Genomic DNA, 15,003 nt, shown 5'->3' with positions numbered 1-15,003 from the left:
ATCATCTTATGTTTTGCATGATGTGATGGATCCAACCAGAATAAAACCGCAAAGTAGGTAGTGAATGAATACCCAATGGGAGTACGCTTGGTCCACCCCCAAAGTGACGGGCGATTTAAAAACCACAGTACAAGACTTTTTTGTGGAAGAACAGTTGGGATTTGAACCTGATGGTCATGGTGAGTTTTGTTTTGTTTTTATTGAAAAACAGGGTATTAATACGGATTTCTTAGCTAAACGTTTAGCGCAAATGGCGGGTATCGCTGCGAATAAAGTCACTTATAGTGGCGTGAAAGATCGTCATGCGTGTACTCGTCAGTGGTTCTGTCTGCATATGATTAATAAAGAGCCGGATTTAACCAATATTCAAGAAGCATTCCGCGAACCTGAAAAAGTTCGAGTGATCACACAAGCTCGTCATTCTAAAAAACTGCGCACAGGTGCCCATGTTGGTAATCGTTTTGTGCTGCGCATTCGCGACATCAAAGGCGATTTGGAGGATCTGAAAAGCCGACTTGAGCTGATTAAAATGAGTGGTGTACCGAATTATTATGGCGCGCAACGCTTTGGCATTAACGGCAATAATTTGCATAATGGCAAACCCTTTGTGCTCAAAGGGCGGCAAAGCAAAAGAAAGCTTTCTAAAACAGAAGGTTTTTGGCTATCTGCCATTCGCTCTTGGTTCTTCAATGAAGCGCTGAGCGCTCAGGTTAGAAATGGCATGTGGTGTCGATTGTGTGATGGCGATATTGTCCAATATCAAGGCCGTGATGAGCAGTTTCGCTTGAAAGAAATGACGGCGTCGATGCATTTACAAGCGGTATTAGGTAACGTGCATCCCGTTCTGCCGTTGATTTGCGAAGGTTGGCAAGATGGCACCGGAGCACAGCGAGAAGCGGTTATCATTGAATCCGTTCGCCAAGAAGGGGAGTTAATGCAGGCCTTAATTGACTTTGGCTTAAGTCGAGAGAGTCGCTTGGCGCGACTGATGCCGACTGATATGGCCTGGGAATTGCTTGAGAAGTCCAACGAACAGACTCAACTCATTGTTGAGTTTTCCCTGTCTAAAGGATGTTTCGCCACCAGTATTTTACGCGAAATGATACATGTTACCGACAAATCAGCTGAGAAATACCATGAGAATATTGATCGCCAATGATGATGGAATTGATGCCGTCGGCATTAATACTTTAGCGCAAGCCTTACAGGAAAAGTACGATATTTTGGTGGTCGCTCCAGACCGTAATCGTAGTGGTGCGAGTAACTCGTTAACCCTAACGCGTCCCGTGCAACCGACTAAAGTGACTGATAAATACTACCGAGTGGATGGGACTCCGACCGATTGCGTGAATTTAGCCTTGTCGGGAGTGATTGATGGACAGGTGGATTTAGTGGTCTCTGGCATTAATCATGGTGCCAATCTGGGGGATGATGTGATTTATTCTGGTACCGTGGCGGCAGCAATGGAAGCTCGCCATCTCGGTCAACCAGCGCTGGCTGTCTCTTTAGTGGGAACTCGGTATTTTGAGACGGCGGCAGAAGTTGTCATGAAACTCTTAGACGATGCCAAGAGTCTAACCCTTGCCCCTGGTATTTTGCTGAACGTTAACGTGCCTGATGTGCCTTATAGTGAGTTGAAGGGGATAAAAGTGACACGCTTAGGGTATCGGCAACGAGCGCAAGAAGCGATTAGTGCACAACACCCAAGAGGTTTACCAAGTTTTTGGATTGGCGCTTTATCTGAGCCTCATGATGCTTCAGAAGGGACGGATTTCCACGCGGTGCAAGAAGGATATGTTTCCATTACCCCTATTCATACTGACATGACATGTTATGAAGCAAAACAGCCATTAGATACTTGGGTTCGTTCTTTTGATCTATGAGTCTACACAATCTCAATGGGCTGATTAAGCAGACTGAGTCTCGTGCCTCTCAGATGTTACAACAGCTGAAATCGCAGGGTATTCACCATCCGGCATTACTGGCTAAGATGGGGGATATCCCACGAGAAAAATTTGTTGAACCTGCTTTTTCCCATCTTGCCTACTCGGCTACGCCTTTACCTATTGGTCGTAATCAAACCATTAGCCAACCTTTGACGGTGGCAAGAATGTCGCAATGGTTACTGGAATACGCGCGTCTTGGTCGAGTATTGGAAGTCGGCACTGGGTCGGGCTATCAAACGGCAATATTGGCGCATTTTTTTAATAAAGTGCACACCATCGAGCGACAGGAAGCGCTTCATAAGCTTGCCAAACAACGGCTTGAGGAGATGGGGATTCGCAATGTGGAGTACTTGTTTGGTGATGGCCAGGCTGGTTGGCCACAAAAAGTCGACATGGATGCTGTCATTATTACGGCAATGGTGAGTAAAGTTCCGGTTGCGTTAACCAATTGTCTAAAGGAAAACGGTATATTAATTATGCCGATTAGTCAGCCAACACCGCAAATTGGTTGTTGGCGAAAAGAAGGAGACCGCTGGAAGCGTTTAGCGATTGAAGCGGCCCATTTTGTTCCCTTACTGGAAGGAAAAGTCTATGCCTAAATGGCTTAAAATTTATATAAGTGGTGTGATGATGGGGGCGGCAGATGTCATCCCTGGTGTATCGGGTGGAACCATTGCGTTTATTCTAGGTGTGTATGATCGCCTGATTGCGGCTCTTAGTGGTGTCAACAAACAAAGTCTTACTATGCTGGTAAAAGGCGATATTAAAGCATTATGGCGCCATTTTGATGGGGCGTTTCTGTTGCCTTTAGGGGCGGGTATCGCCACCAGTATTGTGGGCATTGCGGGACTGATAACGCATTTACTGGCGACGTATCCGGAATATGTGTGGAGCTTCTTCTTTGGTTTGATCCTAGCATCGGCTTATTTCTTGATTGGGCACCTAGAGCGCTTTTCCTTCCGTCATTTCCTGACGCTGGTTCTGGGCATAGCCATTGGTGCCTCTCTGTCATTGGTCGTGCCAATTCAAGTCAGTACCACTTACTCAATGGTGTTTTTTTCTGGTGTCATTGCTATCTGCGCGATGATCCTGCCAGGTATCTCTGGAAGTTTTTTACTGTTAATGATGGGAATGTACGGTTTTGTTCTTGGCGCAGTGAAAGATTTCAATTTTGCCGTGATTGGAGTATTTGCCGCGGGGGCGCTAGTTGGCTTACTGAGTTTTTCAAAGGTTCTGCAATATTTATTGGAACATGCTAAGTCGCTTACTCTGTCTGCCTTAATAGGTATTATGGTGGGGGCATTGGTTAAGGTATGGCCTTGGAAAGTGGTGGACTCTTGGGCCCATATAGGCAGTAAAACATTCCCTGTTGAAGAGCACTTAATTCTTCCTTGGCACACCAGTTCGTACCATTTTACAACGGATTTATTACTGCCTCTTGGCTTTATGTTTATCGGCTTTATGATTGTTTTTCTCATTTCTTACATTTTTTTACGAAACACGGACAAATAAAGTCAAATGTATCTGAGTGTTAGTGGTAGGACGGTTAAGATGGTAAGAGAGGGCATTGGTTATTAATAAGTTTGAGTCCAAAGGTAGTATTACCCGCATTGCAGCTTGGAGAATTAAGTGGGTAATACTATTGTGTTTTTCCTTATCTGGTTGTGCTTATCAAGTGATTAACTTCCCAGATGAAAACACAGGCTCTTACAGTGCTAATAACGCTTCAGTGTCTCCTGTGCCTCGTTCTGGTTACCACCGAGTAAGTCGCGGTGAGACCTTGTTTTCTATTGCTTTTCGATATGGCAAAGATTACCGAGAGGTGGCGGCTTTAAATCATATTCGTCCTCCCTATACGATTTACCCTCAGCAAAAAATATGGCTTGAGAAGAGAGCTTCAAGAACAGCCAGTCGCACCTCTTCTGATTCAGATCGATCCTCTTCAAGAACACGAGCTGTAGCGAAAACGGCCCGGGCGCCCAGTGTTTCACCTTCCGATATTACCCTGCAAAAAAAGGTGAATATCCCTGAAAAAAAATCCTCTTCTCATATACAAAACTCCGAAAAAGTGATCTCTTGGCAATGGCCCCTCGTCGGGAAAGTTGTAAAGGGCTTTTCAAGTAACGGCGTTAGTAGTAAAGGTATAGACATCAAAGGGCAAAAAGGTGAATTGGTCAGAGCAGTTGCCGACGGAACAGTTGTATATGCAGGCAGTGGTTTAATTGGTTATGGAAACCTTGTGATAGTGAAACATAACGATGTTTATCTCAGTGCCTATGCGTACAACAAACGGATTTTAGTGAAGGAAGAGCAGCATGTGAAGGCGGGCGACGCTTTGGCTATTATCGGTGGCAAGGGTAATGATAGACCTCTTTTGCACTTCGAAATTAGGCGTGATGGTCAACCAGTGGATCCACTAAAATTACTTCCCAGACAATAATAATTCACGCTGGGCGAGGAGGGGATAAAAATGAAAACAGTAAATGTAAACACAAATAAAACAGCTCAGACACTCGGCAATTTAGATTTCGATCTGGATTTGGTTGATGACGATATTGAAGGCATTGAGAACGATAACAGTGATGATGATTTTGATTCTGCAGTGAATGCACGATATGCCAACGATGAATCTAACAAAAGCTTAGACGTTACTCAGCTTTACTTGAGTGAGATTGGTTTTTCTCCCCTGTTGTCAGCGGAAGAAGAGGTGTATTTTGCACGCCTTTCCTTGAAAGGCGACGAAAGTGCTCGTAAACGTATGATCGTCAGTAACTTACGTTTAGTGGTAAAAATTTCAAGACGTTACTTGAATCGTGGTTTGTCTTTGTTGGACCTGATTGAAGAAGGGAATCTGGGCTTGATCAGGGCCGTTGAAAAATTTGATCCTGAACGCGGTTTTCGATTTTCGACCTACGCGACTTGGTGGATTCGTCAAACCATTGAGCGGGCGATCATGAACCAGACACGTACGATTCGCTTACCGATTCACGTGGTAAAAGAGTTGAATGTTTATTTGCGTGCGGCACGTGAATTGACGCAAAAACTGGATCATGAACCAAGCCCTGAAGAAATTGCCGAAATGCTGGATCGTCCCGTTGCAGATGTGCAAAAAATGTTGGGACTAAATGAGCGCATTAGTTCCATCGATTCTTATGTTGGCGGGGGCGACGATAACGATAAAAGTTTGATGGAAGTAATTGCCGACACCAACCACCAAGGGCCAGAAGAGGACCGCCAAGAAGGGGATGTCTTAAAGAGCATTGAAGGTTGGTTAAATGAACTGAATGACAAGCAATGTGAGGTTATTGCGCGACGTTTTGGTTTACGAGGTTATGAACCTAGTACACTGGAAGACGTTGGGGCCGAAATAGGTCTAACCCGTGAGCGCGTCAGACAGATTCAGGTTGAAGCGTTACGTAAGTTACGCTTGATGATGGACAAACAAGGTCTTTCTCTTGATGATGTTATTGGGTTTGGTAATTAACCTTTCAATAGACATCATTAAAATGAATCAATGATAAAATGCCCGATGATGTCTCGGGCATTTTTGTGTCTAGGGTTATAGTGTTAGGCTGCTAAATGTTGTTTAAAAAAGGCAATGGTACGAGACCAAGCCAGTTCAGCGTTGTCTTTTTGATAACGTGCCGTTGAGTCGTTATGAAACCCATGATTTGCGTTGGGGTAAGTGTAGGCCGTGTAATTCACCTTGTTTTCTTTTAAGCTTCTTTCGTAGTCAGGCCAAGTTGCATTGACGCGTTTATCGAGTGCGGCAAAATGCAGCATTAACGGTCCTCGAATCTGTTCAAGATGGGAGGTGGCTGGGGTACCATAGAAAGGCACACTTGCATTCAGTGTATCGGGCATAAAAGCGGCCAATGTATTGGTTAAATACCCGCCATAGCAAAACCCCACCATGCCAAGTTTTCCTGAGCTCAGTGGGTGTTGCTTTAGCATGACGGCTGCGCTCATAAAGTCTTTTTCTATTTTGCTACCATCTAAGCTTTTTTGCATAGCTCTCCCTTCGTCATCGTTACCTGGGTAGCCTCCAATGGGAAACAAAGCATCGGGCGCAAAGGCAACAAATCCTTCTTTTGCTAAGCGTCGAACGACGTCCTTGATATACGGATTGAGTCCACGGTTTTCATGGGCCACTAAGACGACAGGCGCGGGGGATTCCTGAGTAATGCCTTTAGGCACGACAAAGTAACCACGTCCTTTACCGTATCCGGCTGGACTGTCAAATTCCAAGTAGCTGGCCGTAATGTCTGGGTCATTAAAAGAGACTTGTTCAGCTAACGCATAGTTGGGTGTTAATGCCCCCGCGATAACAGATAAAGACAGCCCTGCAATGCCCAGTGTACCGAGTTTCGATAAGAAAGTACGTCGATCAATGTCGCCGTGAGCATATTCATCGTACCAATCAAATGCCTCTTGGGGGATGCCAGAAGAATTCAGGTGCTTTGACGGCTTATCCATTGTTCTTTTCCTTTCTATGGTGTTGATAGATAGAACTCATTCATTCGCGTATCATTTTTTTGCTATTCTGCTTGTCATGGTAGGTATCCATTACCTTCTCACTTTATTCTAGTTTAATTTTCAGACAACTAGACACATTTTAAGAGAACGGGTGATCTTTTTTTCATTATTATCCGTAGCATATTATTAAGAATACTATGATATTGGTAATATGGTTTTCTGTGGCTCACAAATATTACTCAATGGGAATGGACTTACATGATACATGACGTGCCAATTATTATTACAGGAGGCGCACAGAGATTGGGATTAGCCTGTGCAAAAGCCTTGGTCGAAGACGGTTATCAAGTGGTGATTACTTATCGCCGCCACAAACCAAGTATTGTAGAGCTGGAAGAGAGGGGGGTTCATTGTATTCGGGCTGACTTTTCCTCTCAATCTGGGGTGGATGAGTTCATCGTACAAATCCAACAACGCTATAATGAGCTACGGGGGATCATCCATAATGCGTCCGATTGGCAATCTGAGGCAGAGGATATTGATCCTAGCGTATTAATGGAAAGAATGTGGTATGTGCATGTATTTGCGCCATACCGTATGAATCTGGCATTTGAAGCTTTATTATCTGCAGGCTCTGTGCGTGAAGGAAAAGCCGATATAATTCATATGACAGATTATGTGGCTGAAAAAGGCAGTGGTAAGCATATTGCTTATGCGTCGAGTAAGGCGGGGCTTGCTAACTTAACTTGCTCTTTTGCTAAGCGTTATGCTCCATTGGTCAACGTGAATTCGATCGCGCCTTCTCTTTTGATGTTTAATCCAGAAGACGATGAAGAATATCGTCAGCAGGCTTTGAATAAGTCTCTTTTACATCAAGAGCCGGGTGAGCAAGAAGGCGTGTTGGCGGTAAGGTACATTTTAGAAAATCGCTATATGACAGGGAGAACCTTGTCGCTAGATGGAGGTAGGCACCTCGTTTAGCGACTGTAAAGAGTCGTCTAGCTGGGGTCGATCAACTCGCCTCCGTGTCATCTGACAAGATACAGCAACTTAGGACATCGATATGAAATCTGTTGTAGCAGAACAAGCAAAAGTGAGTGGTCTAGGACTTTCAGAAGAAGCACGTAAAGTGCGTGATGCTCTCATTAAGAGTGGTCTTGAGACCCCGATGATTGATAATGGTTTGACCTCTGAAGAGAAATATCAGCGTATAAAGTACGCCTTTGAGGATATTGTTGGCACGTTAGGTTTGGATCTAACCGACGACAGTCTGGCGGAAACGCCGCATCGAATCGCTAAAATGTATGTGCGTGAGATTTTTTCTGGTCTTGATTACTCGAATTTTCCAAAGATTACCGTTATAGAAAACAAGATGAAAGTCGATGAAATGGTAAAGGTGCGTAATATCAGCTTTACTAGTACTTGTGAACATCATTTTGTGACCATCGATGGTACGGCAACGGTGGCTTATTTGCCGAAAAATAAGATCATTGGGTTATCGAAAATTAACCGCATTGTGCGTTTCTTCGGGCAGCGTCCGCAAGTACAAGAACGTTTGACTCAGCAAATTTTGGTCACATTGCAAGCCTTGTTGGAAACCGACAATGTGGCTGTTAGCATTGATGCTGTGCATTACTGTGTTAAAGCTCGCGGTGTAATGGATGCCAGCTCTTCCACGCAAACAACGGCCTTAGGCGGTTTGTTTAAGAGCAGTGACAAAACACGTGGTGAGTTTTTATCGAGCCAATAGTGTAGTCTTTTGTGCGTAGGGAATGCTTAAGGAGTCTACCTAGTGTAGGCTCTTTTTCTATCTGCTCTATGTGTTTTGGTATAAGGTCTGGTTAAAGGTAAGTCTTGTGGGCTTTATCGTTTATAGAACCGTTGTCGTCTAATTGATGGGAAGGTAGCAGTGCAAAAGAAGAGTAAAAATACGTGGTTTCCCGCTAAGAAAAATGGCTGGGGATGGGGAAAGCCAACAGCATGGCAAGGCTGGGCTGTACTGGTGGTTTATTTTGCTGTGATTGGGGTTATTAGTGTCAGTTATGATCCCAAAGTCGCTTTGAAAGAGTGGGGCGTGGGGGTTGGTATCGCCACTGTGATCTTGTTATTGATTTATTGGTTGAAAGGCGAACCACCTAGTTGGACTTGGAAGCGAATCGATAAAAAGAAAAAACGCCTCTTTAAATAGAGTCGATGCTGGTTCAAGTGTTATCTTTTTCCAAACGGTTGCGATGTACAAGGGTAGGAAATAGATACATCCAGATACCCACAACGGCAATGGTACCTATACCACCAATCAAAATGGCTGGGACAACCCCAAACCAAGCGGCGGTTACTCCGGATTCAAATTCTCCTAATTGATTAGAGCTACCAATAAAGATTGAATTGGCTGCGCTGACGCGTCCACGCATATCGTCTGGGGTTTCTATTTGAATTAAGGTAGAGCGAATGACCACACTGATCATATCGGATGCACCCATCAGGGTGAGAGCCGCCAAAGAGAGGATGAGTGTGCTAGATAAGCCAAATAAAATGGTGGCCATACCAAAGGATGCGACGGCGGCAAACATAATCTTACCAACACTGTGCTCAAGCGGCCAACGCGAAAGATAAACTGACATTAATAATGCGCCGAGCGCAGGTGCGCAGCGTAATAACCCTAACCCCCAAGGCCCAGTATGCAAAATATCTTTTGCGACAATTGGAAGCAATGCGGTGGCCCCACCTAATAATACCGCAAACATATCCAGTGATACGGAGCCAAGAATAACTTTATTATTGCGAACAAAATGTAGCCCACCCAGTAGATGGGCCATGTTGATGGGGGTTTTTGCTTTGACAACAAAGTTATAGTGCAGAAAGAACATGATCAAGCTAGACAGCAAAAAGCAGAAACTGCTGGTGGAATATAAGGTGGTTGGTCCTAGTAGATACACTAAGCCGCCGAGAGCAGGCCCTGCAATAACTGAAATTTCGCGAGCCGAGGCGATAGCGCTCATGGCTCGAGATAACAGCGCTTCAGGAACTAGATTGGGAAGAATGGCTTGGTTAGCCGGCATTTCAAAGGCGCGAGCAGCCCCTAACATGGCCGCACAGCTGTAGATAATGGTGGCGGAAATATGATCCGTTAGATTACTGATGGCTAATACGGCAACGGTAATGGTCATGGTAAGTCGAGTACACACGCAAATAAGGCGCCGGTTATAGCGATCTGCCACATGGCCCACGACGAGTGTCAGGGCCAGTTGCGGGAGAAATTGGCATAACCCCACCAAACCCAGTGCCATCGGACTGTTTGTTAACTCGTACATTTGCCAGCCAATACCCACTGTGAGCATTTGAAAGGCAAACGATGAGGCAATTTGTCCAATCCAATAATTAACAAAGTTGGGGTGTTTGAATAAAGAAGGCATGTTGACCTTAACAGACAAGTGAATAGACCTAGGGGCGATTCTCCCCAACACTATTAACAATGCTTAGAGAAAATCGCTAATATACTAAAGAGTGGTATGAAATTGCCAGCAAATTGCTATTGAAAACAGGCAATAACGAACATTCCTGTGATGATTTGGATGATCATAGCTGTTTGCTTGTTAGTTCAGTCGTGTTTGAGCTATTTGGCTAGGGCAGAAGCCAAAATGTTGGTGGAAACGACGACTAAAGTGGCTCAAGCTTTGGTAACCTAATTCGAAGCTGACTTGTGTGACTGAGGCGCCTTTTTTGAGCCTTAAATGGGCTTGTGCCATGCGTCTTTGATGTTGGTATTCCAGTGGCGTGCAGCCCAGTTGTCGCTTAAATATATCGTAAAAACGGCTACGGCTCATGCAAGCCATTTTACTTAAAGCATCGATGTCTAAAGGGCTAGCAAGGTGTTCTTCGATCCAATTAATCACACAGGTTAACCCTGTTGCATCGGGGGCGGTTTGTGTGTAGCGCAATAGAGCCTCGCGGCCATGATGACGCAAAATTCTCATAATGAGTTCATTGACACCAAAGTCTACCAACAAATCGCGGTCAGGATCATTTTGTATAAAGTGACTGGTTAAGCGGTCAATCACTTGTTGAGTCGCTTGAGTATGTAGGGTGTGTAATGGCTGATTGGGATCGACGGCTATTTTATCGGCTAGATTGGGAAGGCTTGTGTCATTCATTCGGTCACTGATTTGCGCAACACGCTCTTTTGACAGTGCAATCGTCAAGCAGGTTGTGGGGCGGTTGATTTTTGCCTCTGGAAAATCAATAAACACTTCTTCATTGGGCGCTAAAATGAACGATTCATGGGGCAGGAAAGCAATGTCGCTTTTTCGTTTCGTATGCATGACTTTAGACCCTGTCACCATGCCGCAATACAGCAAAGAGTCGGCTTTTAAGCTGACTTTTTTCGCTTGCTCATACGTGTCATAGATACTGAGTTCTGAGTCTATTCCAGCAAAACACACTCGGTTTTCAACCAGTTGAGTAGGCGAACGTTTTTGCCATGTTAATGATTGATTAATCACTGCATTTGTCATGTGCACACCTCGGTTTATTTTTGTATGGCGTGATTTGTTTGAGACTAATAATCTACCCAATAGGCATTAGCGTCAACTAAGAGCTAGAATAAAAATTGGACACACAGACAAGCATCATGGACTCACAGGCAAGCTTTGTGTGTCGCTTATTTCTACAGTGTTATAAGAAAAGACATTGTTATAAAAACAACAAGAATGGAGACATCATCATGATTTATGCAAAACCAGGTAGCGAAGGTAGCGTCGTTTCTTTCCAAGCTGAGTATGGGAATTATATTGGCGGAGAATGGGTTTCTCCTGCAAAAGGGCAATACTTTGACAATATAAGTCCTGTGACTGGTGAGGTCTTTTGTCGTATTCCTCGCTCCACCGAAGAGGATATCAACTTGGCGTTAGATGCTGCCCACGCAGCAAGAGCCGCATGGGGGAAAACCTCTGTTATTAATCGTGCGAATATACTCCTGAAGATTGCTGACCGCATTGAACAAAATTTAGAACTGCTGGCCGTGGCTGAAACCTGGGATAACGGCAAAGCGGTACGTGAAACCTTAAATGCTGATATTCCGCTGGCTGCAGACCATTTTCGCTATTTTGCAGGCTGTTTGCGGGCTCAAGAAGGCAGTGCCGCAGAGTTGGATGAGAATACCGTGGCCTATCATTTCCATGAGCCATTAGGTGTGGTTGGTCAAATTATCCCGTGGAACTTTCCAATATTGATGGCAGCGTGGAAATTAGCGCCAGCGATTGCCGCAGGTAATTGCGTCGTCTTAAAACCCGCAGAACAAACTCCGGCGTCTATTTTAGAGCTGATGAAAATTATTGGCGATCTTTTACCCGCTGGCGTGATAAACATAGTTAATGGGTTTGGTGCTGAGGCGGGTCAAGCGCTAGCAACCAGTAAGCGTATTGCGAAGATTGCCTTTACAGGATCAACGCCTGTAGGTTCGCATATTCTGAAGTGTGCGGCTGAAAATATCATCCCATCTACCGTGGAGCTGGGCGGCAAGTCACCTAATATCTATTTTGCCGATATTATGCAACAAGAAGAAACCTTCATTAGCAAATGTGTGGAAGGAATGGTATTGGCCTTCTTTAACCAAGGAGAAGTGTGTACTTGTCCTTCCCGCGTCTTGATCCAAGAATCCATCTATGACGAGTTTATTGCCCTAGCAATTGAGCGTACCAAAACCATTAAACGTGGTAATCCGCTAGATACCGATACCCAAGTGGGCGCACAAGCGTCTCAAGAGCAGTTTGATAAAATTCTAAGCTACATTGATATCGGTAAAGAAGAAGGGGCAGAGCTTCTGATCGGCGGTGGTGTTGAGTCAATGGATGGCTTTGATAAAGGCTTCTATGTTCAGCCAACTATGTTTAAGGGCACAAATAACATGCGCGTGTTCCAAGAAGAAATTTTTGGTCCCGTGATTAGTATTACGACCTTTAAAGATGAAGCCGAAGCGCTAGCAATAGCTAATGATAGCGAGTTTGGTCTAGGGGCGGGTGTATGGACGCGAGACACCAATCTCGCTTATCGCATGGGGCGTAACCTTGAAGCGGGTCGTGTATGGATGAACTGTTATCACCAATATCCTGCTCATGCGGCGTTTGGTGGTTATAAAAAATCCGGTGTCGGTCGTGAAACCCATAAACTAGCACTAGAGCATTATCAACAAACGAAGAACATGTTGGTAAGCTACGACATTAATCCATTGGGCTTCTTCTAAGGCCTAGTTGTTCGCAATAAGGGGACGTCGCCTAGTAAGTAAAACGGCCAACGACCTAAATAAAAAAAGACCAAATGATACTGTCATTTGGTCTTTTTGTTGTCTTGTTAAGGGGCTGAGAAGCTAGGCTTTTTTCGCCTTTTCGCGGTCTTTATATTTAACAATTTCACCGGATTTTAGACGTTTTTGATAGGAGGTCAGCTCCTTCTTAACAACTGGCATTAAGAAGTACAAGCCGATGATGTTCGCAACTGCCATGGCAAAGATGGCCGCATCAGAAAAGTCAATCACTGGGCCAAGATTGGCGGCGGCACCGATGATAACAAACACACAAAACAGAGTTTTAAAGGTTAGCTCCGCTCGTTTGCCTTCGCCAAAGAGATAGGTCCAAGCTTTTAAACCGTAGTAAGACCAGCTGAGCATGGTCGAAAAAGCGAATAGAATCACCGCAATCGCCAGCAAAATAGGGAACCAGCTAAACGCAGAAGCAAAAGCCGCAGACGTTAGTGCCACACCAGAGGAACCGTCAGCGGTCTTAATAGCGGTACCCGCTTCGTTCAAAATGTACATGCCCGTTTCTGGGTTTTGTAGCAATTGACCTGTAATGATGATGACAAGGGCGGTCATGGTACAAATAACAACGGTATCAATGAACGGTTCCAACAAAGACACAAACCCTTCGGTAACTGGTTCGTTTGTCTGTACAGCGGAGTGAGCAATGGCCGCAGAACCAACCCCTGCTTCGTTAGAAAAGGCCGCGCGTTTAAAGCCTTGAATCAAGGCTCCGACCATACCACCCGCCACACCAAGACCAGTAAAAGCACCCGCAAAGATTTGGCCAAATGCCCAACCAATTTTATCGGCGTTAACGATTAAAATAACAATGGCTGAGCCAACATAGAGAATCCCCATAAAAGGAACAATCTTATCCGTTACACGTGCGATGGACTTGATCCCACCGACGATCACAATAAAGACAAGCGCGGCAAATACTACGCCAGTAATCCAACCTGGATAGTTACCAATAACTTGGGTTAATTGCGCATGGGCTTGGTTGGCTTGGAACATATTGCCGCCACCAAGTGCTCCTAAGATACAAAACACAGCAAATAGGCTAGCTAAGAATCGGCCGCCAGGAATACCACGCTCTTTAAAGCCTTTGGAAATATAGTACATAGGCCCACCAGAGACGCTGCCATCTTTGTACTCATTACGGTATTTAACCCCCAGTGTACACTCGGTAAATTTGGAGGCCATGCCCATAAGACCTGCGAGAATCATCCAAAAAGTGGCCCCAGGCCCCCCGATAGAAACGGCGACCGCCACACCGGCAATATTCCCTAGACCTACCGTTCCTGATAGGGCAGTGGCCAGTGCTTGGAAATGACTTACTTCTCCGGCGTCATTTGGGTCCGCATAGTCACCCTTTACCAAGGCAATAGAGTGGCCCACACCGCGGAATTGTAAAAAACCGAAGTAGAGTGTGAAGATGGAGGCTCCAGTGACTAACCAAAGCACAATCCAAGGGAAACTCGTTCCGGGAAACGGTGCAAAGATAAGGCTGACAAACCAGCCTGTGGCATGACCAAACATTTCATTGACCACGGCATCAATGCCACCAGAGTTTTCTTCTGCTTGTACGCTTGAGCTTAGTGTTAAAAGCAGTAGGCTGATGAGAGACGTAGAAAGAAAATAGGGACGTTTTAGCATAATCATGCTCCTTAGCTGACAACCGTTACGGGGACATTGGCGCTCATAACGAGGTTGGCGGTTACACTGCCAAAAACCCGTGCACTTAAACCTTGCTCTGTGGAGCGAGCAACAACAATTTGCTCAGCATTGTGTTCGACTGCAATGTTATTGAGAATTGAGGAGGCTTTACCAAATTTCACTACGCCAGAAGCGTCTATTCCCGCCTCTTTGAGGGCTGCTAAGGCAGGGTCGATAACGCGCTCTTGGGCGTTTTGGGTTTCAATCTGTTTTTGTTTTTTACGATGAGAGTTTTCTTCTGGTGTTTGGAATGTATAAGGAGACCATTCGACCACGCAAACGAGTTCTAGTTTGCATTCACTTCCGATTAACGTCGCGAGTCGTTTTGCGTAGGCTAAAGCACGATTACCAGCTTCACTTCCATCCACTCCGACAATGATTGTTGCTGACATGGTTCGTTCCCTCTTTGATTGGTTGGGGGGGGGATTAACTCTATTTCAATGGCATTATGTTTGTGTGGGTTGTTTTTTATGCATTATTTTTACATATTTATGACTAATTTTTAATAAAAAAGCAAATTTTAATAGATAATCCTTTAAATATTGCGGTTTTGCTGGACTGAATTTTGAAGCG

General features: G+C 44.9%; 15 protein-coding genes. 10 read left to right on the top strand and 5 right to left on the bottom strand.

The features are described from left to right. Window positions 1–64: 64 nt before the first annotated feature. Genes truD through rpoS form a run of 6 tightly spaced genes read left to right on the top strand, consistent with a single transcriptional unit; the run spans window position 65 to window position 5,430 of the window. Window positions 65–1,159 (top strand): tRNA pseudouridine(13) synthase TruD, encoded by a 1,095-nt coding sequence (truD, locus tag AC0VYG_RS17395; protein WP_475429181.1) that lies wholly within the window; start codon window positions 65–67, stop codon window positions 1,157–1,159. After that, window positions 1,137–1,883: a 5'/3'-nucleotidase SurE gene (gene surE, locus AC0VYG_RS17390; protein WP_475429180.1), complete on the top strand. Its 747-nt coding sequence runs from the start codon at window positions 1,137–1,139 to the stop codon at window positions 1,881–1,883. The genes truD and surE overlap by 23 nt, the downstream gene beginning before the upstream one ends. Continuing rightward, a complete protein-coding gene (locus tag AC0VYG_RS17385; protein ID WP_475429179.1) occupies window positions 1,880–2,545 on the top strand; it encodes a protein-L-isoaspartate(D-aspartate) O-methyltransferase in 666 nt (221 codons plus the stop codon). Before surE ends, AC0VYG_RS17385 begins: the two co-directional genes overlap by 4 nt. Then, the gene (locus AC0VYG_RS17380) at window positions 2,538–3,458 is read left to right on the top strand and encodes a DUF368 domain-containing protein (RefSeq protein WP_475429178.1); all 921 of its coding nucleotides are present in this window, start codon (window positions 2,538–2,540) and stop codon (window positions 3,456–3,458) included. Before AC0VYG_RS17385 ends, AC0VYG_RS17380 begins: the two co-directional genes overlap by 8 nt. 55 nt (window positions 3,459–3,513) lie before the next feature. Beyond that, window positions 3,514–4,386, top strand: coding sequence for a peptidoglycan DD-metalloendopeptidase family protein (locus AC0VYG_RS17375; protein ID WP_475429177.1), 873 nt, complete (start codon window positions 3,514–3,516; stop codon window positions 4,384–4,386). A 30-nt stretch (window positions 4,387–4,416) separates the two neighbouring features. Further along, window positions 4,417–5,430: an RNA polymerase sigma factor RpoS gene (gene rpoS / locus AC0VYG_RS17370; protein ID WP_475429176.1), complete on the top strand. Its 1,014-nt coding sequence runs from the start codon at window positions 4,417–4,419 to the stop codon at window positions 5,428–5,430. An 83-nt stretch (window positions 5,431–5,513) separates the two neighbouring features. Here rpoS and AC0VYG_RS17365 read toward each other — a convergent pair whose 3' ends face one another. Beyond that, window positions 5,514–6,422, bottom strand: a complete 909-nt coding sequence (locus AC0VYG_RS17365) for a dienelactone hydrolase family protein (RefSeq protein ID WP_475429175.1) — start codon at window positions 6,420–6,422, stop codon at window positions 5,514–5,516. 258 nt (window positions 6,423–6,680) lie between these two features. Here AC0VYG_RS17365 and folM point away from each other — a divergent pair, with 258 nt between their 5' ends. From folM to AC0VYG_RS17350, 3 genes are all read left to right on the top strand, one after another. Next, complete coding sequence (gene folM / locus AC0VYG_RS17360) at window positions 6,681–7,403, top strand: dihydromonapterin reductase (protein WP_475429174.1); 723 nt, start codon at window positions 6,681–6,683, stop codon at window positions 7,401–7,403. Window positions 7,404–7,485: 82 nt separating this feature from the next. Beyond that, window positions 7,486–8,172: a GTP cyclohydrolase I FolE gene (gene folE, locus AC0VYG_RS17355; RefSeq protein ID WP_475429173.1), complete on the top strand. Its 687-nt coding sequence runs from the start codon at window positions 7,486–7,488 to the stop codon at window positions 8,170–8,172. A 159-nt stretch (window positions 8,173–8,331) separates the two neighbouring features. Further along, a complete protein-coding gene (locus AC0VYG_RS17350; RefSeq protein ID WP_475429172.1) occupies window positions 8,332–8,610 on the top strand; it encodes a hypothetical protein in 279 nt (92 codons plus the stop codon). Window positions 8,611–8,623: 13 nt separating this feature from the next. Here AC0VYG_RS17350 and AC0VYG_RS17345 read toward each other — a convergent pair whose 3' ends face one another. Together AC0VYG_RS17345 and AC0VYG_RS17340 are read right to left on the bottom strand one after the other, a co-directional pair. Further along, complete coding sequence (locus AC0VYG_RS17345) at window positions 8,624–9,853, bottom strand: MFS transporter (protein ID WP_475429171.1); 1,230 nt, start codon at window positions 9,851–9,853, stop codon at window positions 8,624–8,626. 162 nt (window positions 9,854–10,015) lie between these two features. After that, on the bottom strand, window positions 10,016–10,933 hold the full coding sequence (locus AC0VYG_RS17340; protein ID WP_475429170.1) for a helix-turn-helix domain-containing protein: 918 nt from the start codon (window positions 10,931–10,933) through the stop codon (window positions 10,016–10,018). Between the two features lie 209 nt (window positions 10,934–11,142). Between AC0VYG_RS17340 and exaC the strand changes: the two genes are divergently transcribed. Next, the gene (gene exaC, locus AC0VYG_RS17335; protein ID WP_475429169.1) at window positions 11,143–12,660 is read left to right on the top strand and encodes an acetaldehyde dehydrogenase ExaC; all 1,518 of its coding nucleotides are present in this window, start codon (window positions 11,143–11,145) and stop codon (window positions 12,658–12,660) included. Between the two features lie 123 nt (window positions 12,661–12,783). Here exaC and AC0VYG_RS17330 read toward each other — a convergent pair whose 3' ends face one another. Continuing rightward, a complete protein-coding gene (locus AC0VYG_RS17330; RefSeq protein WP_475429168.1) occupies window positions 12,784–14,370 on the bottom strand; it encodes an alanine/glycine:cation symporter family protein in 1,587 nt (528 codons plus the stop codon). 11 nt (window positions 14,371–14,381) lie between these two features. After that, entirely contained in the window at window positions 14,382–14,822 is a 441-nt protein-coding gene (locus AC0VYG_RS17325; protein WP_475429167.1) for a universal stress protein, read from the bottom strand. Window positions 14,823–15,003: the final 181 nt, after the last annotated feature.

The organism is Marinomonas sp. 63XJN7_7_ISO-PGPR-S23-202 (genome assembly GCF_056173505.1).
This window is presented reverse-complemented; position numbering and strand designations above follow the sequence as displayed.